This is a genomic window from Salinivibrio kushneri (genome assembly GCF_027286325.1).
Lineage (GTDB): Bacteria > Pseudomonadota > Gammaproteobacteria > Enterobacterales > Vibrionaceae > Salinivibrio > Salinivibrio kushneri_A.
In genome coordinates, this window is sequence record NZ_CP114588.1 from 2,165,618 (window position 1) to 2,184,076 (window position 18,459).

The 18,459-nt window shown below is 44.4% G+C and carries 16 protein-coding genes and 1 other RNA gene; 10 read left to right on the plus strand and 7 right to left on the minus strand.

Translation table 11 applies throughout. The features are described 5' to 3' along the window. Positions 1 to 110: 110 nt before the first annotated feature. Positions 111 to 1,778, plus strand: coding sequence for a DNA repair protein RecN (gene recN, locus N8M53_RS10180; RefSeq protein ID WP_269578691.1), 1,668 nt, complete (start codon positions 111 to 113; stop codon positions 1,776 to 1,778). Positions 1,779 to 2,011: 233 nt separating this feature from the next. Then, positions 2,012 to 2,368, plus strand: coding sequence for an outer membrane protein assembly factor BamE (gene bamE, locus N8M53_RS10185; protein ID WP_077579579.1), 357 nt, complete (start codon positions 2,012 to 2,014; stop codon positions 2,366 to 2,368). Positions 2,369 to 2,450: 82 nt separating this feature from the next. Here the strand turns inward: bamE and N8M53_RS10190 are convergent, their stop codons facing one another. Both N8M53_RS10190 and N8M53_RS10195 read right to left on the minus strand, forming a co-directional pair. Next, a complete protein-coding gene (locus tag N8M53_RS10190; protein ID WP_077486536.1) occupies positions 2,451 to 2,801 on the minus strand; it encodes an RnfH family protein in 351 nt (116 codons plus the stop codon). Then, complete coding sequence (locus tag N8M53_RS10195; protein WP_077579578.1) at positions 2,794 to 3,225, minus strand: SRPBCC family protein; 432 nt, start codon at positions 3,223 to 3,225, stop codon at positions 2,794 to 2,796. The genes N8M53_RS10190 and N8M53_RS10195 overlap by 8 nt, the downstream gene beginning before the upstream one ends. Positions 3,226 to 3,380: 155 nt before the next feature. Between N8M53_RS10195 and smpB the strand changes: the two genes are divergently transcribed. The 4 genes from smpB (at position 3,381) to N8M53_RS10215 (ending at position 9,480) form a co-directional block, all read left to right on the plus strand. Beyond that, positions 3,381 to 3,866 carry an SsrA-binding protein SmpB gene (gene smpB, locus N8M53_RS10200; protein WP_269578692.1) on the plus strand — a complete coding sequence of 162 codons (486 nt, stop codon included), beginning with the start codon at positions 3,381 to 3,383 and terminating at the stop codon, positions 3,864 to 3,866. 47 nt (positions 3,867 to 3,913) lie between these two features. After that, positions 3,914 to 4,280: a transfer-messenger RNA gene (gene ssrA, locus N8M53_RS10205) on the plus strand. A 166-nt stretch (positions 4,281 to 4,446) separates the two neighbouring features. Then, the gene (locus N8M53_RS10210) at positions 4,447 to 5,685 is read left to right on the plus strand and encodes an integrase domain-containing protein (protein WP_269578693.1); all 1,239 of its coding nucleotides are present in this window, start codon (positions 4,447 to 4,449) and stop codon (positions 5,683 to 5,685) included. A 1,083-nt stretch (positions 5,686 to 6,768) separates the two neighbouring features. After that, positions 6,769 to 9,480, plus strand: coding sequence for an ATP-dependent DNA helicase (locus tag N8M53_RS10215; RefSeq protein ID WP_269578694.1), 2,712 nt, complete (start codon positions 6,769 to 6,771; stop codon positions 9,478 to 9,480). A gap of 176 nt (positions 9,481 to 9,656) precedes the next feature. Here the strand turns inward: N8M53_RS10215 and N8M53_RS10220 are convergent, their stop codons facing one another. The 3 genes from N8M53_RS10220 to N8M53_RS10230 form a co-directional block, all read right to left on the minus strand. Beyond that, positions 9,657 to 12,194 (minus strand): S8 family peptidase, encoded by a 2,538-nt coding sequence (locus tag N8M53_RS10220; protein WP_269578695.1) that lies wholly within the window; start codon positions 12,192 to 12,194, stop codon positions 9,657 to 9,659. An 11-nt stretch (positions 12,195 to 12,205) separates the two neighbouring features. Further along, positions 12,206 to 13,186, minus strand: coding sequence for an AAA family ATPase (locus N8M53_RS10225; protein ID WP_269578696.1), 981 nt, complete (start codon positions 13,184 to 13,186; stop codon positions 12,206 to 12,208). Between the two features lie 155 nt (positions 13,187 to 13,341). Beyond that, positions 13,342 to 13,536, minus strand: coding sequence for a helix-turn-helix transcriptional regulator (locus N8M53_RS10230; RefSeq protein WP_269578697.1), 195 nt, complete (start codon positions 13,534 to 13,536; stop codon positions 13,342 to 13,344). A 152-nt stretch (positions 13,537 to 13,688) separates the two neighbouring features. On the opposite strand from N8M53_RS10230, the gene radC reads away from it, so the two are divergent. Together radC and N8M53_RS10240 are read left to right on the plus strand one after the other, a co-directional pair. Further along, entirely contained in the window at positions 13,689 to 14,192 is a 504-nt protein-coding gene (radC, locus tag N8M53_RS10235; RefSeq protein WP_269578698.1) for a RadC family protein, read from the plus strand. A gap of 175 nt (positions 14,193 to 14,367) precedes the next feature. Further along, positions 14,368 to 14,928: a tyrosine-type recombinase/integrase gene (locus N8M53_RS10240; RefSeq protein ID WP_269578699.1), complete on the plus strand. Its 561-nt coding sequence runs from the start codon at positions 14,368 to 14,370 to the stop codon at positions 14,926 to 14,928. A gap of 76 nt (positions 14,929 to 15,004) precedes the next feature. Here N8M53_RS10240 and N8M53_RS10245 read toward each other — a convergent pair whose 3' ends face one another. Next, the gene (locus N8M53_RS10245; RefSeq protein ID WP_269578700.1) at positions 15,005 to 15,679 is read right to left on the minus strand and encodes an inovirus Gp2 family protein; all 675 of its coding nucleotides are present in this window, start codon (positions 15,677 to 15,679) and stop codon (positions 15,005 to 15,007) included. Between the two features lie 287 nt (positions 15,680 to 15,966). On the opposite strand from N8M53_RS10245, the gene N8M53_RS10250 reads away from it, so the two are divergent. Beyond that, positions 15,967 to 16,563 (plus strand): hypothetical protein, encoded by a 597-nt coding sequence (locus tag N8M53_RS10250; protein ID WP_269578701.1) that lies wholly within the window; start codon positions 15,967 to 15,969, stop codon positions 16,561 to 16,563. A 6-nt stretch (positions 16,564 to 16,569) separates the two neighbouring features. Here the strand turns inward: N8M53_RS10250 and N8M53_RS10255 are convergent. After that, positions 16,570 to 17,798, minus strand: a protein-coding gene (locus tag N8M53_RS10255) for an IS3 family transposase (RefSeq protein ID WP_269578702.1) whose coding sequence is annotated in 2 segments (ribosomal slippage) — positions 16,570 to 17,447 and positions 17,447 to 17,798 — 1,230 coding nt in all. Because the reading frame shifts where the segments join, the coding sequence is not laid out codon by codon here. Between the two features lie 166 nt (positions 17,799 to 17,964). Between N8M53_RS10255 and N8M53_RS10260 the strand changes: the two genes are divergently transcribed. Further along, complete coding sequence (locus N8M53_RS10260; protein ID WP_269578703.1) at positions 17,965 to 18,333, plus strand: hypothetical protein; 369 nt, start codon at positions 17,965 to 17,967, stop codon at positions 18,331 to 18,333. Positions 18,334 to 18,459 lie beyond the last annotated feature (126 nt).

Sequence of the window (18,459 nt, forward strand, 5' to 3'; positions counted from 1 at the left end):
TGTGCGGCTCATCCCATTAACAAGAATTCTCGCCACACAGTGTTCACTGGATGAAAAAACAGTATATACTGTATCTATACACAGTTGTTGATAGATACAGGTGTCTCTCTATGTTAGCCGATATAACCATTCAAAACTTTGCCATCGTTAAATCCTTGGAGCTGGAGTTTAGTAAAGGCATGACGGCGATCACCGGTGAAACCGGGGCGGGTAAATCTATTTCTATCGACGCGCTAGGGTTGTGCCTTGGTGATCGTGCCGATGCCAACATGGTGCGCCCCGGGGAGAAACGCGCAGAAATTTCTGCCAGTTTCACCCTCGAGCAAAACAGTGCCGCGCGTCGCTGGCTGCAAGATAACGAACTGGAAGACGGTGATGATTGCATATTAAGGCGAGTGATCACCAAAGAAGGCCGCTCACGCGCTTATATCAACGGTAACCCCGTACCTGCCTCACAGCAAAAAGCGTTGGGGCAACTATTGATAAATATCCACGGCCAACACGCGCATCAACAACTGTTACGCCCTGAACACCAAATTACGTTATTAGACCAATACGCTGGTCACCAAAGCTTGCTGGATAAAATGGCAACACGCTACCAGCGCTGGCGCCGCACTAAAAATGAGCTGAAAGCACTGATCAAGAAAAAAGACGACATTGACGCTCAGCAACAGCTTTTGGAATATCAAGTGGGTGAGCTCAATGAACTCGCATTGGGTGAAGAGGAATACCAGCACATTGAAGAAGAGCATAAGCGCTTGTCAAACAGTGGCGATATCGCCATGACCAGTCAAGCGGTGGTGGACTTACTCAGTGATGGCGAAGAGACCAACACATTGAGTTTACTGACGGCGGCCCAACAGCGCTTAAGTGAACTGGCAGCACTAGACAGTCACTTTTCACCACTCGCTGAAATGCTCGAAGAGGCGCGGATCCAAACCCAAGAGACGAGCCAAGAAGTAAGTAGCTATCTTGACCAGCTCGATATGGATCCTCAACGCCTTCAGTATCTAGATCAACGTATGAGTACCATCATGAGTTTGTCTCGCAAGCATCATGTCCAACCTGAAGCATTGTATGACACCCACCAGCAGTTGATTAGAGAGTTGGAGAAACTGGCACATAACGATGAAGCCATTGAGCAGCTTCAAGCACAAGTGGATCAACAATTTGCAGATTGCCTCGACACCGCTGAAAAGCTGAGCAAAAGCCGTCGTCGCTATGCCAAAGAGTTGAACAAACTGATCACGCAAAGCATGCACCAGCTGAGCATGGAACATGGTAGCTTCGAGATCCAAGTCGAGAATAAAGCGGAGACCCACCTCAGTCCACTAGGCGGAGATGCGGTGGCATTTCTTGTGTCGACGAACCCCGGTCAGCCTTTACAGCCGCTGTCTAAAGTTGCTTCCGGCGGCGAGCTGTCTCGGATCTCGCTGGCCATTCAAGTGATCACCGCCCAGAAGGTTGAAACACCAAGCCTTATCTTCGATGAAGTCGATGTGGGGATCAGTGGGCCAACCGCCGCGATTGTGGGTAAACTCTTACGTCAACTTGGCGACTCCACGCAAGTGATGTGTGTGACCCACTTGCCACAAGTCGCAGGCTGTGGGCATCAGCAGATGTTTGTTGCCAAAGATACCGATAAAGGCAGCACCACGACCCGTATGTATCCGCTCGATCACAAGGCACGTATTAGTGAGCTTGCGCGGTTACTGGGTGGCAGTGAGATCACTGAGCGCACCCTTGCCAACGCTGAAGACCTTCTTGTCGCCGCCTAGTCTTCTCCCTCATGACGAAATCTAAAGCGAGAAACGTGCACTGAGGCCACTTTTCTCGCTTATTTCCTTACACCTGTCGAACTTTTTCACGTTATCATCGTCGAAACGCTAGTCGTCAGCAGGTTTTTTACATATATTCCCTGCTTCATTATACTCGGGACGCATCAGTCGCAGACTACACGGTCACCGACAGACATGATTTGCCATCAAACAAGACAGTGAAGATATTAACTATGGGTTGGACTAAAGCCGCCGTTGCCTCTCTGATGGCAGTTGCCATGATGGGCTGCTCTTATGCCGAAAAGCTGGTTTATCGCGTAGATATAAACCAAGGTAATTACATTGAAGAAAAGGCCGTCGACGCCTTGAAATTTGGCATGACCAAAGAGCAGGTAAAATTCCTTCTCGGCCCCCCAATGTTGGTGGAATCAGGTTACCCTAACACTTGGTATTTTGTGCAATGGCAACAACCTGGCCATGAGGCACCAACACAAAAAGATCTTGTTCTCTCATTCGATGACAATAACCAACTCGTCAACATGGATGGTGATTTCGAGCCGGGCGAGCAATTTTTCGAAGCCGTTCAGTAGCGGTGATGCATCCGGCACTCTGATGCCGCTACATATTCATCCTTTAGTAAAGGCGCCGCACGGCGCCTTTCTTTTTGACCCGCTATGAGCGTTTGCGCTGGGTATCCACACGCCCACCAGTAACAGGATCCGCTTTCCCCTCTTGTTTCGCGCGCTCGGCGCGGCGGCGGCGGATCTCTTTCGGGTCGGCTTGCAGCGGTCGATAAATCTCAATACGATCGCCATCGCGCACTTGCGCATCTAGCTTCACAGGCCGACTAAACACCCCAACCTTGTTGGTCTCAAGGTCAATCTCCGGGTAGGCGCTTAAGACACCTGATTGACGAATAATATCTTCCACCGTCGAGTCTGGCTTCACCACGCAGTTGAAAATGCGCTGCTCATTAGGCAACGGGTAAACCACTTCAACATGCAGCAATGTCTCTTCACTCATAAATCTCTTTCGCTCGCTCTGTAAACGCCTTCACCATACTGCTGGTTAACTCGCTGAAGATGCGGCCAAAGGCAGCTTCGACCAAGCGGTTAGTAAACTCAAACTCTAGGTCGAGCTCTATCTTGCACGCGTCACTCGATAGTGGCGTGAATTTCCAGCCACCACTTAAGCGTTTAAATGGCCCGTCAACCAGTGTCATATCAATACGGCTGTTATCCACCAAATAATTTTTGGTGGTAAATGTTTTCTTAATCCCTGCTTTCGCGACATCTAACGACGCGACCATGGTGGTCTCTGTATGCTCAATAAGACGGGTGCTCACACACCCAGGCAAGAAAGCAGGATAGGATTCAACATCGTTCACCAAGGCAAACATTTGCTCAGCACTGTACGGCACTAAAGCCGAGCGGATGATTTGCGGCATAGGGACTCCTTGCAAGTTAACCGCGAAATAATACCATCGAGACTGATTTAGACCAATGCTCGCAACCCACATCGCAGATAAAGTCAGACTCTTTCTGCCACTGAGTGCGATAATCCTTTCATTCTTCGATATATCACCTTTATAATGCGGCCACTATGGCTAAGAAAAACGCAAAGAACAAAGCAAGTAGTAACACTATCGCGCTGAATAAAAAGGCACGCTTTGAGTACTTCATTGAAGATGACTTTGAGGCGGGGCTAGAGCTGCAAGGCTGGGAGATCAAAGCACTCCGAGCAGGAAAGGCCAATATCAGCGAAAGCTATGTGTTGCTAAAAGACGGGGAAGCCTTTTTGTTCGGGGCAACCATTACCCCGCTTAATGTCGCCTCCACACACGTGGTGGCCGATCCGCAGCGCACCCGTAAGCTATTGCTTAAACGGCGTGAGCTTGATACCTTGCTCGGTAAGGTAAATCGAGACGGTTTCACAGTGGTGGCGCTGTCTTTATACTGGAAAAAATCTTTTGCTAAACTCAAAATAGGCTTAGCGAAAGGTAAAAAATTACACGACAAACGCGACACGGCGAAAGACAGAGACTGGCAGCGACAAAAGTCCAGGATCATGAAAAACGCAGCGCGTTAATCGTTGACGCGGTAGATCAATGTGTTAGACTCTGCCGCTCACACTCTGGGGCTGATTCAGGATTCGACAGGATTGAGAAGGCCCGTGGAGCATGCCGAGGGGCGGTTGGCCTCGTAAAAAGCCGCAAACAAATAGTCGCAAACGACGAAAACTACGCACTAGCAGCTTAATAACCTGTTGAGTGCCTATCCTCCCTAGCCTCCGCCTGTAGGACGGGGATTCAGGATAGTCAAAACCAAACAGGATCGCGTGGATGCTTTGACCCAAGAGCTGAAGCGTTAAAACTAAGTTGGGTATGTCTTTGTGTGGCGTGTTTGTCCGCAGCACACTGACGAGATTAAAGACAAACTAAGCATGTAGCGCCATTGGCTAGACTGATTCTGGACGCGGGTTCAACTCCCGCCAGCTCCACCAATTTTATATTCAAAGACGTCCACGGACGTCTTTTTTATTGCCTTGAATAACTTAAAATCAATAACTTAGCGTTCATCAAGGTCCATAGAGGTCCACCAACCGCTTTGATTTTTAGGTACACCGAGGTGTACACTGATAAAAATGGAGGCTGAGAGGTGTACCCATTATGGCTAAAATCATAGCTAAGCTTACGGATAAGAAGATAAAAGCAGCAACGCCAGAAGATAAAGAGTACCTACTCTATGATGGCGACGGGCTCAGACTAAGAGTTAAACCAACCGGCTCTAAGCTTTGGCTTTTTAATTACCTACGTCCATTCACCAAAAAGCGCACCAACCTCAGCCTCGGTGCCTATCCCACTGTTACCCTCTCTCAAGCGCGTAAAGCGACCATGGATGCAAGAGCCCTCCTCGCTCAAAACATCGATCCTAAGGAACACCGTGAAGAGCAACAAAGGCAAGAGATTGCGCTCACCGAACATACGGTAGAGAAAGTCGCCTACCAGTGGTTTGAGCTTAAAAAAGAGCAAGTGACTGAGGGATACGCGACCGACATATGGCGCTCTCTGGAACGTCACATTTTTCCAAAGCTTGGCGCTACTCCCCTTTCCAAAATCACTGCCCCTATGGTGATAGATGCCTTAAAGCCCATTGAAGCATCGGGCAGCCTAGAGACATTAAAGCGCTTGGTCCAACGACTAAACGAAATGATGAACTACGCGGTTAACTGTGGCCTTATCCACGCTAATCCGCTATCGGGCATTGGCGCTGCATTTAAAAAGCCCAAAAAGAACCATATGGCAGCGTTAACGCCCGATGAACTACCAGAGTTAATACAGAAGCTTGCTTACGCGAATATCAAACGAGTTACCCGGTGCCTAATCGAATGGCAACTACATACCATGACGCGGCCAGCAGAAGCGGCAGCTACACGGTGGGATGAAATAGACTGGGATAACGAACTATGGATTATCCCGGCGGAGAGGACAAAAAAAAGAAGAGAACACCGCATCCCACTCACAGAGCAGATGCTGGCGATATTAGAAGTGATCAAGCCGATAAGTGGCCATCGTGATTTTATTTTTCCTTCAGATCGTGATCCGCAAAAGCCTTGTAATAGCCAAACGGCCAATATGGCACTAAAACGAATGGGGTTTGCCGACCGGCTCGTGAGTCATGGGCTACGCTCCCTGGCAAGTACAACACTGAACGAGCAGGGCTTTGATGCAGACCTTATCGAGTCCGCACTTGCCCACGTTGATGACAACCAGGTACGGAGTGCATATAACCGGACAGATTACATTGAACGCCGACGCCCAATGATGTGCTGGTGGAGTGGACACATCGAGCAAGCGGCTAAAGGCAGCCTATCAGTGACTGGGACTAAGCAACTGAAAGTGATCTAACCATAGAAGCCGATAAAAACTCGCTACCTGAATACTCTGCTCTCCCTGCGTGGGAGGCCAAGCAATCTACCCACCATACCGAAGCCGGGGTGTGGTTAGAGCGCGTCGAATAAGGGTTTTACGCTCATTTTAATAAACTAAAAATCGCTCTGGGTACGGCATGGGGTATGAGAGCACTTAAAACCAACATCATGTCTTTTGTCGTCCAGTCTAAACTCAGCGGCATATTGACTCATTATCTGATGTTAATTTGACCGTATTAACTTCAGCGAACTACTTGTTGTGGTATTGAATAAAACTGCCAAGCAATATAATCTCAAAGCACACCGCGCAGGTTTTAGATAAATATGAAGAAAAAGGCTATCACTTGAGCTTATTACTAAAAAACGGCTATCTTTAATACTGATCCGATTGTGTAGCACCTTCAAACAATGTAATGCGATAAGAGCTCGGACGTACAATACCGCCACTCAATAAAATGGGGGGAATAGAGTATTTCATGGTCCATGACCTACGCCGCACTGTTGGCCTCTGCTGACATACCCGACCAAAGTAGCTGAGCGGTATTTAAATCTTAAACTCAAAGACATAGAAGTAATTTATTATAGATATGATTATTTAGAGGGAAGTAAGGAAGCTTTAACAAAAGTATCTAGGCACTATTCCCTATTTTAAGTTGTAGTTTCTCACATTCGATCTGCCAGATTTGCTAACTAGACACAACCAATTCATACAGTGAGGCACCTTCAAATGGTGATGTCACAACTCACTTTGGGCTGAATGTATGGCGCGCCCCTTTATCTACCTTTATTTCAATTTTATCAATGACTTGAAAGTGCTTTGACTACTCATTGTTCCATTATAGTATTTTGTGCGACTTTGAGCACAGTGTTACGTTGAGTATACGGTTATGCTGATTAAATCGACAAGCGTGTGATTTTGGTTAAAGTAGTGGATACAAGTAAGAGAAAACTGGTAACTGTTATCAAATTTGGTGAATCTTAGTGAACTAATTTTATCTTCAACAACGCTGTCGGTTTCTTTCGGAAGCTATAACTGACCTTGTAAAGGAACTGCTACACAATGGCATCAATCGAAAACCAGATACTAAGTGCTAATCAAGCGATTTGCTCTAACATTACATCTTTAAGTGATCACAGATCTTTGTTATCAAAAAACATTCTTTCGCAACTCAGAAATCTCATCGAAGGTATTTTAGTGTTCACGCACGCAGGAACGCTGCAAAGTGATTTTCACTATAATAAAGTTGGTCCAGCACTTGAATATGTAAAGCGCAATGGAAGACTAAACTTTTTATCTAAATTCCATAAACTTACTCAAAAAAGCACCTCTCATTACACCTTTGATGGTGATACTTCTGAACGTTTGATGCTAAAATATTACGAGTATCTACTTAGAAGTAAAATCCTCCTTAGTGAGCAGTATCGCGTCTCTATTCTCGAGAACCTAGAGAGCTTTCCTATTGACCTTGACCCCTCTCTTAGAGAGTACCATGAGCGTATAGCAGAAAGAATTCACCAACATCCAAGCTCTTACAGTCATCTATTACTAGCACCTGAGAGATACTATATACATAAGACAAGACCGTTTTTCTGTTTCGGGAAAATATTCTATGAAGTGACTTTTTACCGAGCAGTGAATAAAGCTACTAAAGCAGATCGTGTTATAGCATTCACACAAATAGACATTTCCGACAACTATGCAGCAATGCTGACACTTCAGCAGGACAGCATATCAGTTATTGGCTATACAATGCCGATCATAATCATAAGACAGTGGGAAGTCTCTATTCGACCTTGCGAGTTTGATAACTTAGCAAAACTGCTCAATGTACCAAATGCACCATTAGGTGTGCGCACAAACTCACCTGAATATCGTTTTCTCATGAACATGCTTACTAATGAGGCAGTGAACTTATTAGACTTAATTGATATGTCGGATCAATCGTATAACTCTCTTAAAGCAATTGGTACGCAAGGTGCTACATCTCTAAGAATATTTCCAATGATAGATATAGCAAGAAATATAGCGAGATCCCGAGCCGCAGGATACAACGTAGTTCGCTATTTAATGCTAAGAATGTACAATAAAACACTAAAGTCTCAGTTAGATCGTAACCCATGTAAACACTTATCAGGGCTAAGTCTTAAGTATGGTTGTATACCGTTTGATCAAATGCCTTTTTGCACTTCCTTACCGGGCCATAACCCGAGGTACTGGGATTTGGTAGATAGTCTAGATACGACTGATAGAGAACATGAATTGATGGTAAGGCAAGTCAAAAACAACGTAGAGCGTCATGGCATTCTCTATACTCCGAAAGCAGATCTAGTGCAGTATGGCGATACCAGCAGTTTAATTACTACCTTTAACCACAAGCTTTATTACAAACATACCCACCGAAAGTTGATAATGGACAAGGGGCATGTGTTCGTAAGAGGATATGAAACTGACACTGCTGACATTGTAAAGAAGTTACAAGATAAGTCGTCATCTGGTGTACAAGGTTACACTCAAGCCGTAGAACGTTGGTTGTTAGAAAAAACTCGAAACATTGACGACCCACTGAAAAAAGATGCTCTAGTACAGTTGTTTAGTAGATCATGTGTAGCTTTAATTTATGGTGCAGCTGGAACAGGTAAGTCGACTATGGTCAACCATATTGCTAACTACTTTAATGACAAAGAAAAACTATTTCTCGCGCACACAAACCCGGCAATTGACAACCTGAAACGAAAGGTCAGTGCACAGAAATCTACGTTTAAAACTATTAGAAGTCACACTTATCGTCAGGATGACATTGCGTACGATATTCTTATAATTGATGAGTGTAGCACGGTTAGCAACGCTGATTTACTTACAATATTTGAGAATACCTCGTTTGAGTTACTCGTTCTTGTCGGCGATAGTTACCAGATTGAATCAATTCAATTCGGTAATTGGTTTTGGGCAATAAATTCTTTTATCCCTAGCGACTCAATATTTGAACTGAAGACTCCTTATCGTACAAGTAGCGAATCTTTGTTGGGCTTTTGGAACAAAGTGAGAAATATTGAGGACGATATAGCTGAATGCATGGCTCAGAATGGCTATTCAAGCCTGTTAAGTAGTGAACTATTTGAGATGAGTGCTTCAGATGAAATAATACTTTGTCTGAATTATGATGGCCTTTACGGTATAAATAACATAAATCGTTTTATGCAAAGTAGTAACCCAAACCAAGCATTTGCATGGCGCGAGGCAACTTTTAAAGTTGGGGACCCTATTCTATTCTCTGACACAGATCGGTTTCGACCAGTAATTTACAACAACCTAAAAGGGCGAATAGAATCTATAGTTAAAGAACCGGGGTGGATTCAATTTGATGTATGGTTAGACCGCCCTGTAAGTGAATTTGATGTACTTCATCTTGAAGATCTAGAATGGATAGCTGATTCTATAGTGAGGTTTACTGTTTTTGACCTTCATAGTAGCAGCGATGAGGATGACGACTCACACAACACAACAGTGCCATTCCAAGTAGCCTATGCTGTTTCAATCCACAAAGCACAAGGCTTAGAGTATGAGTCCGTGAAAATTGTCATCACAGATGCCAACGAGGATGATGTTTCTCATAGCATTTTCTATACAGCTGTAACTAGGGCTAGAAAGTACTTAAAAATATTCTGGACACCGGAGACGCAACAAAATGTGTTAAAAAAACTAGACAGAAACACTAACTCTAAAGACGTACATCTTCTGAAAACCCGGTGTGATCTTCAAACTGTGAATTAGCTTTTTACTGCCCCCAGCCCTAAAAGGATTTTTTATCTATTATCGGTAAACTGTCATTCATGATTTACTCCCAACACTCGGCATAAAAAGCACGCCCTCGGGCGTGCTATTGATAACTAACATCTAAGAAAAAAGATCTTATGGTAAGGATCTTCTAAGTGAAGAATCATCGAGGCTCAAATTTCAGCGACTGCTTTAGTCATCACTTCAGCATCAATCTTCGTCCGCACTTCGCTATACAAATCCACATCAACCTCTGGAACGGATAGTGACACTACTAACGCGTAGCGAGCTTTTGAATGGTACTTTTCATGAGCATGTCGGGTCTTCCACCAGCCATTAGCAGGATAAACGGCTATCTTTCCTCGTGCAGCAAGATCTGCAGCACTACCTCGCCAAACATCTTTGTGAATTGATCCTCTATGACGTTGCTGCTTTCCTAGTAACCAATTTCCGTCGGCTAAGGATTCCGGTTTTTCACCCTCGGCCTTAGCATTAATCCTTAGCATGAACTGATGGTCAGATTCACCCTGGTGCTTAACGTCGAATCTTAACTGATGGCTGGCATAACTGTATTTGTCTAATGCATTGCGACTAGATGGATTTGGCTCGATAAAGTATGACAAAGTAATCGTGAGCTCTACATCCGCTTCACCAATTTTTTGTAGTTCATCAACGGGCCATGGCAGGTCATGTAGATGCATATCTTTAGTCTTAGCTTTTCCCGGTTTTGGTCTTATGTATGGCTGCAGTTCATCCTGAACCACCATATATAACGAATTGCTTGCGCTGCTTAGTGCTTTATCCAAATTGGGTACACCAAAGCCAACTTTGCGTACCAATTTGGCCATATCAGCTTTTCTAATGTTGCCATTACCTCGCTCCGCAGAAATCAGTGAGTACATTTCATCCGTCCAATCGGCGGAGTGTACCGTTAGAGCCCTTACTGTTTCAGGCCAAAGCTTTGGATACTTCGATAGGATCTGAGCAGCAAACCTTGCAGCTAATGCAGTAGCAGCACTGGTTGCATTTGCACATCGAAAATGTCGTCTAGAGAAGTCATGATTGGTTGTGAGTAGCTCTAAATCTGGCATACCAGCACAACCGATATCGTCTCGACCAATATTACCTCCCTCAAACACAACCTCTGGCTTAATCGGCGAATTCTTCCTTTCCCATTCAAGAGATGTAGTTGAATAGGGAGAAAGCCCCCCTCTAGGTGCCAATGGTTGATAGTCGCCTGGTTCTGTTATGATATCTTTCTCGGTATATGCGCCGACAGTTAACACATTCCAAGCTTGAGCAGGGTCATGTACATCGCTTAGATAATTATGTTGTGGATACTCAAAACTTCCGATAGGGGCCGTATTCCCTGCACAAACAGTGAAGAGCCTAGGAAGGGCCCCTTCGCCCAGAAAATCTACCGCAAGCATATCCATTGCACTCGACCACGATGACGCCCGCCCTCTATCCGTTCCTTTTCCTGATGACAGTGACATGGAATAAATTCGTGAACGTTCGGGTTCATAGATCTCTATTTCTGATACCGCATCTTCGGTTACTCTCCCTAGAGACTTCCCAGCATTATCACCATTAAATCTAATGGTTTTCACTGACTCTAGCCGATGGGTAATCGTTTCAGTATTTGTCGAACTTAACCTATCAGTGAGATCTCCCCACATCGCTAAACCAGCCATACTTGTGCCATGACCTATCGCATCAGTAGGATCACCATCATCGGTTATTGTTCTCTGATCTGGCAAATCGGCAAAGCAAGACAATAATGGATGCTGTACGTTCACGCCGGAGTCGATTATGCAAATATAAGGAGAGTCGGCTGTATAGGTATGGTTTAAACGGTGGAGAAGCTCATCAGACCACATTCGCTGCTCTGTAGGCTCCATCGAATCAAAAAATTCCGCCGTGACCTTCGGGTAACGTATCTCTGATACCCTGAAGAGGAGTGTTGCATTTTCTTCAAGCTTTCTTTGACTAGCTTTTACTTGAACAACAGTGTGTTCAGGAAAACGAAGCTGAACTTCAGAGACCTCAATCTCAGCAAGATCCGCTAATCGAGAAAAATCAGAGACTATTTCAAGGTAGTGGTTATGGGTTTGGTGACTCTTCCTCGGTGTTGCTAACCATACTTCCCACCAAACATCCGCTTCTTTGTCTTCGGGCAGAAGACTGATATCGTCAGCCCAGATAGCAGAGAAAGCAGCACGCTTGATAGATTTTATTGAATCAATCAGTTTTTGATGGTCAGCCGCGACACCGTTCGAATTTTTTTTGTATTTTTCGTAATCATTCAGCTTTTTTTGATAGAAGCTTAACTTACCCTCTGGCACATACGCCGTCGCAAGAGTCGTATTCTGTCCATCTTGCTCCACTGTTTTGACATTGTGTAGCACAATACCTTGGGGATCATTAGCAAGACTCTGAACGGCCATGCCAACGTCTGGAAAGCTTTCAAACTCAACCTGAATACCAACGCCCATTGAGAGCTCCGATGCAGGAATGCTCCGTTTAAGGTCCGTTAAGTCAGTAGCAACATTTTGGATATCTTGGCGTAGCTTTTCGCTGTGAGAAGCCCTGTCCTGAGCAGGAATCACTACCTTGTTTGAGCCTCCTGGGGAGCGAGACGTAAACTCATGAGGACTGCCGGAGGAGCTGAAAAAGAAGTGGGGTTTATCAAATTCGTTTTTTTTGGCCATTCAAAATCCTTTTACTCCATAAAGTGCTGGCTAATACTTTTCCTATCCTCAATGGCCTGCATCAGCATTTTAGTGCTAATTGAGCTGTAACCATGAATCAACATTTCTTTGATTGCATCATTTGCAGCTAAAGTTATCTCTGCATTGCTCAACCCTTGAGCAATCGTGGTAAGCCGCTTCCAAGAAAAATTCTTCGCTACGTATGGCTCTAAACGAGAACGAAACAGCTTTGTTATTTCGTCTTCCGACGGCAATTCATATCGAACCACATCATCAAAACGACGAAATAACGCATGATCTAGCGCTTCAATATGGTTTGTTGCGCAGACTATGACGCTATTGGAGTCATCTTGCTCAATCATCTGCAAAAAGCTATTCAGAATACGTCTGGCTTCACCAACATCATTGTTCGAACCACGATGCGATCCTAGGGCATCAAACTCATCAAAAAAGTAAACACCACGAACTTCTTTTATCGTATCAAATATTTGCCGAAGCTTAGCAGACGACTCACCGAGATATTTTGTAATCACAGCATCTAAACGAACCTCGAAAAGAGGAAAGTCTAGTTCTCCAGCTAAAACTGACGCAGTAAACGTTTTCCCTGTACCAGGCTTCCCTGCCAGCAGGAGCTTTCTCCTGGGAGAGAGGCCGTGGTTCTTGAGCGTTGTTAGATGCTTTTGTTCCTTGACCAACCGCTCTAATCGCCCTTTAACGGCGCTAGATACAATTAAGTCTGAGAAGCGCAATTGAGGATGAGTTGTAACCAGTAAGCCAGAAGCATCTTTAACACCAGCTGCAATGGAAACCGGTAAATTGCTCGCGCTTCTCTTCTTCGCTTTTTCAACTAGTCCTTTCAGCTCTTGCGCAAGCTTGCCATGACCATTCCTAGCTTCATGAGCAGCTACCTGGAGCGCAACAGAAACAAACCGGTCGTCATCTCTGTCAATATGTGATTGCAGCAAAGCTTTGATATGGTTGGAGCTAGCCATAGGTTATTCGCAATAGTGAAAAGTGATTACAGTATAATGATACATTGAAACCCCTTTTTCTTCTATAGACTAGGCGTCACAAGGGGCGTCAAAGCTGGCAATATTTAGCGCAAGGTGAGGTACCCAGTTTACTCTTTGACTCTAAAATGCCCTAGTCAGAAGTCCACCTCACTATCCCTCTCCGCTATCCTTGCCATCACCCACTCTTCGACTTCACTTTCTACCCACGCAACCGCTCGGCCTCCCAGGGGAACGCTTTTGGGGAAGGTGCCGTCTTTCATCAGGTTGTAGATGGTTGAACGGCCAAGGCCTGTCATGTGCTTTACTTCGCTCAATTTAATTAATCTCATGATGTTACTCCGTTATTGGACTCATGAGATTTCCGCGCACGTAAAGATTTACCGGTTTCACTCCCTCTTGTATCCACTCCCCTAACCAACCTGATTTCAGATATATGTCATCGATACGCATAGCCACATCAATCACTTAAAGGAGACTCCCTATGCGTACGTCACACACTCCCCTGTTCACCCCTGCAGACAACTACCCTGCCCATCAGCCATCTGATTTGAATCAGCTCTTAGAGCTCGCGGCAGAAGCACTGGCACAAAAGTACAAACGCGAAGGCACCTTCACGAGCCCTAAAAACGTGATGGAGTACTTAAAGCTCAAACTCGGCGCGTACGATCGTGAAGTGTTTGCGTTGATGCTGCTGGATAACCAACATCGGCTGATCCAGTTCGATATCCTGTTCTTTGGCACCATTGATGCCGCGTCTATCTATCCACGCGAAGTGGCAAAAGCGGCACTGAGTCACAATGCAGCCGCCGTTATCTTTGCCCACAACCACCCATCCGGGATTGCCGAGCCGTCACAAGCAGACCGTCATATCACTGACAAGCTGATCAAAGCGTTGGGCCTTATTGATGTTCGCGTTTTAGATCATGTGGTTGTCGGTGAAGACTGTGTGTCTTTCGCCGAGCGAGGCTGGATCCCAGTCGTGTAGCGGCTTCAAAGGCCATTTTTACACGCCATACATGCACACAGGCAGCGATACCTTTCCCTGCTTCTCATTATGTTAAAACGGGAAGCAGCCAACCCAGGCGCAACAAGGGTCCGGCTGTCGCTGTCGTGCTGTGCTTCTCAAAACCTCCATCTGTGAAGAAAAAAGGAAGTAAGCCATGTCAGAAGTTCAAGCCATCAAAGATGCTGAGACTGTTCAGCTTATCGGCCACCTATTGAGTATTCGTTATCATCGCCAAATGGCCGACGTCTGGTATATCGGGTTAAACCTGGCGTTACGTATCTCCGATCTGCTTGCCATTCGGTTCGACGACATCCACGGTGACCGGTTGCGAATCAAAGAGCGTAAGACAGGTAAGATTGCTGATATCCAGCTCAACTCCAAAACACTGGCGCGCATTGAAAAGATACGGGCAGACCATCCTGACCACGTCTACCTGTTTCAATCTCACCGCTGTCAGCAGATTAAGCAGTTGCCGCCTAAACCGCTCTCTCGGCGTGCTGTTACTCTGGCCTTTCAACAGGTTGGGCAAGAGCTCAACCTCTCGTTAGGGACGCACTCAATGCGAAAAACACGCGGTTATATGCTGTATCAAGCCACAAAAGATATTGGTCGGGTGATGAAAATGCTGCGTCATACCTCAGAAGGCATCACGCTTCGTTATATTGGTATTACACAGGAGGATGTCGACAATGATTTTATTGCCTTAGAGATATGAAATAAGGCCGCACCATGACAGTACGGCCGACGGGATTTTAAATATATATCATCAATAAAAAACGATTTTGCACGATTTACTTGGTGCTAGAACCAAAGCAACGAAACCCCTCGTTGCGACGCTTGGTTCTTTTTTTGGCCAAATAGCTTAATCGATAGAATATATCTTTATACTCCTGCTCAGCGCGTTCAGAGCTCTCAGGACGTCCGTGAAGGTAGTAAATACTATTATCAGGGATATGCACTAACCCCATCGCTTGATTGTTACACAGGCCGATTGCCTTCGCCCAGGCACGGGCAATGATATTATATAAACCATCACCGCACTCAACATTCTCAAACTTTCCCCAACGGTAAAACCTATCCTTATTTAAAACCAACGCGAAATGATAGTGGTCGTTGTGTGAACCATCGCGCTCTCTTGCCCATACATACCGCACCTTACAACGATGCATCCGCTTACCCTTCGCTCGCTTCTCACACTCTTGCTTTGCCATTTCTAATTCAATAGCTCGAATAAAAACTTTAACGGTATCTTTTCTCCTCCGTCTTAACGAAAACACCTCATCACGCATCAGAAAGTCATCAGACTCATCAATAGCTGGAAACCTTAAGTCAAGACGAGCAATAGTGAGGTTTTTATAGTCATGACATCCATCAGCTAGCACCTCTCTTATTTTATCTAAACACCTTCCCTTACATTCATTAACAGGTAGGAGAATGGGAAACCCCTCATAGGTATGTTGATTCATTTTATGTTCCTCTATTAGTTCTACAAAGGAACACTAGTTAGATTATTTTTTACCTTACCTTCTTTACTGGTAATGGGTATATGAAGAGAAGAGCTAATATGTATATTACTATACCGACAACTCCCCCTCCTCCTGTGACCATGTCCCCTTCCAGCTAACCTGGATTCTCCCTCCTCCATCGACGAACTGAGTATGTGGAAGTTATGTTATCGAACCAAAAACGATCATTACTACAATCGCATTGAATATACACTATTGACACTTACCAGCAAAAAAAAGCATTATTTGTGACAAGTATCACACACAAACAAAAGAGCGAACAGCTAACTGTTTATCACTTTAAAAAGGTGATAAAACAGGTTAAAAATAACAAGCCAGTTGATATAAAAATGTCAGTAAAAGTCATAAATATTCATCTTCTAACAGCTGTAACGACGAAAAGAGATTTGTTTTTCTTTTGGAATGAAATACTCAGCGAGTCTCTTCTAGATCTAACAAATGAAGAGAGAGATAATATAAATGGATATATTGAAGATCAGCCTATATCCAACAAAACAATCAGGGTTCTATCTGATGTTATTTATAAAAAAAGCCAATATAGCAAAAATGAAACCTCAAGATTCTTAGTAAGAACAAAAGAAAAACTATATCGTGAAAAGTTAAAAAAATATGACTTCAAAGACCTTTGCAATGAAGATAGAAAAACAAACTGGCTGTGGTGCTATATAAGAAAGAATACGAACAAAAAGTTGGGACATTTGATATACAAGGAAAACATAAAAGGCAACCCAACCAAGGAAGTTATTTTTAAAGACCTTGAACTGAACCATCTTTATCTGCAAGAAACACTCCCAAACACGATGTCTCGTCCTAAAATAGGTTGACAGTTTTTAGGCCAGCTCCAGTAGCTGGCCTTTTCTATTATGCACCTGATTGGGGGTTGTCATACTTAAACTCAGGTGCGGTCTCATTTCGTTGTATATCGCTATCGATTCTTTTACCAGTACTTTCAGCTCTGCCAGTGTCTTACACCGGTACAGTAAAAACTCCTGCTTCAGTATGCCATTGATTCTTTCCGCTAACGCGTTTTGGTAGCAATCATAACCATCCGTCATCGACGACTGGATTTGACTCTCCTGTAACGCATTCTGATAAACGGCTGAGCAGTATTGCGAACCTCGGTCTGAGTGATGTACCGCATTGCCGATATAGCGCTTATCTTTGACGGCCATTTTCAGCGCTTTCACTACATTGTCTACTTTCATATCTTCGCTCACGTGATAACCCACTATCTTGCGTGAACTGGCATCGGTCACCAGTGACAGGTAATGCACACCTTGGTCTGATTCAACATAAGTTATGTCGCTAACCAGTACATGCGCAGCATCATGTAGTCCGTCTTCTTTTAGCAGGTTAGGATGTTTCTTCATCCAGTGCTTACTACACGTTGTTTTTGTGTAGCTTTTCTTGGGTCTAACCAGTAAACCTTCACTTTTCAGATAGCTAAAAAACCCGTCTCGCCCTAGTTTAATGCCATGTTCAACTAGCTTGGGCTTTACCAACGCGTAGAGCTTACGCGCCCCTAACCTCGGCATATATTTACGCCAGTATTGGACCCAGTCTTTGATGATTGATAGTTCAGCTCTTCGGCTTTCCATTCGAGCAACGGCTTGGTAGACACCTTGTCGAGAAACGCCTGCGGCACGACATGCCGACGCTAACTTGATTTTGCTTTTGGCTTTGGCTTGCCAGATGTACCGGATAAGTACTTTTTTCTGAGGCCGGCTCCGTACTCATTGTCCATGATATCGACCATACCGTTGAGGATTTGGTTACGCAGTTTCTCTTCGGCTAACTCACGCTCAAGGCGCTTGATAGTTTCGGCTGGGGTTTCTTTTGAATGTGGCATAAGGGGATGCTGAAATGGTTTCGACCAATCGAGTCTACCATGTTTTCTGAGCCAGACGAGCACCGTTGAGCGGCCCTGAATACCAAAACGGGCTTGCGCTTGTTTGTAGGTCATTTCACCTTTTTCAACACGCTCAACAACGCCTAATTTAAAGGCTAAGGTGTAATCACGTTGCGTACGCTTACGGCTTGAGTTACTTGATGTTGTCATAAAGAAGTCCTCTTTATGTCAACGTATTTCAGGACGGGACACGACAGAAGAAAAAAGGAGACAAATAGAGAACTGCTTCATTTATTCCCCCTACTCAGAAAATGGGGAGGAACAATTATCGAACCATTTTAAAGATGAGTGGAGAAAAAACACTAATAGAAATGAAATGATAAAGTGGTTAGATGACTGTCACAGCAATCAGCTCATGTGGGCTTATGATTACATAAAAAAAAGAGAAGAAATAAGGTACACTTGGACACCGTCAAGCAATGAAGATATCAGGTCAGTAGTTGTAGCGTTTTATGACCTCATTCCTGAAAAAGAAAAAAAAGATTTTATAATTAAATTCAGGCGCGCCTGGAACACAAAAAAGTATAGAATTAAAAAAACAGAAAAAATACTACCGATAGAAAGTGAAGTTCTTCACAAGATCGATAAATTGGCTGGGGAGACGGGAAGCACACCCCAGGGCGTCATAAAAAAGCTCATTAACTCTATGGATTGGGACGAGATTTTGGACATATTGGAGGGGTGAGCGAAAAAACATGATCATTTATATCACTGGAGTGCATTCTTAAACTTTAATGATTTTCTGATACTCAACATCTACATTTGCTAATACGAGGGCTCTTAGGACAGATGAGGTTGACGACTCCTAGAC

Bases quoted from the DNA above. Each gene is read 5' to 3' on its own strand.
- N8M53_RS10240 (WP_269578699.1), top strand. From the start codon at position 14,368: ATGTCAGAAGTTCAAGCCATCAAAGATGCTGAGACTGTTCAGCTTATC.
- smpB (WP_269578692.1), top strand. From the start codon at position 3,381: ATGGCTAAGAAAAACGCAAAGAACAAAGCAAGTAGTAACACTATCGCG.
- radC (WP_269578698.1), top strand. From the start codon at position 13,689: ATGCGTACGTCACACACTCCCCTGTTCACCCCTGCAGACAACTACCCT.
- N8M53_RS10190 (WP_077486536.1), bottom strand. From the start codon at position 2,801: ATGAGTGAAGAGACATTGCTGCATGTTGAAGTGGTTTACCCGTTGCCT.
- N8M53_RS10260 (WP_269578703.1), top strand. From the start codon at position 17,965: ATGATAAAGTGGTTAGATGACTGTCACAGCAATCAGCTCATGTGGGCT.
- N8M53_RS10215 (WP_269578694.1), top strand. From the start codon at position 6,769: ATGGCATCAATCGAAAACCAGATACTAAGTGCTAATCAAGCGATTTGC.
- N8M53_RS10210 (WP_269578693.1), top strand. From the start codon at position 4,447: ATGGCTAAAATCATAGCTAAGCTTACGGATAAGAAGATAAAAGCAGCA.
- N8M53_RS10230 (WP_269578697.1), bottom strand. From the start codon at position 13,536: ATGAGATTAATTAAATTGAGCGAAGTAAAGCACATGACAGGCCTTGGC.
- N8M53_RS10225 (WP_269578696.1), bottom strand. From the start codon at position 13,186: ATGGCTAGCTCCAACCATATCAAAGCTTTGCTGCAATCACATATTGAC.
- bamE (WP_077579579.1), top strand. From the start codon at position 2,012: ATGGGTTGGACTAAAGCCGCCGTTGCCTCTCTGATGGCAGTTGCCATG.
- N8M53_RS10220 (WP_269578695.1), bottom strand. From the start codon at position 12,194: ATGGCCAAAAAAAACGAATTTGATAAACCCCACTTCTTTTTCAGCTCC.
- N8M53_RS10195 (WP_077579578.1), bottom strand. From the start codon at position 3,225: ATGCCGCAAATCATCCGCTCGGCTTTAGTGCCGTACAGTGCTGAGCAA.
- N8M53_RS10245 (WP_269578700.1), bottom strand. From the start codon at position 15,679: ATGAATCAACATACCTATGAGGGGTTTCCCATTCTCCTACCTGTTAAT.
- recN (WP_269578691.1), top strand. From the start codon at position 111: ATGTTAGCCGATATAACCATTCAAAACTTTGCCATCGTTAAATCCTTG.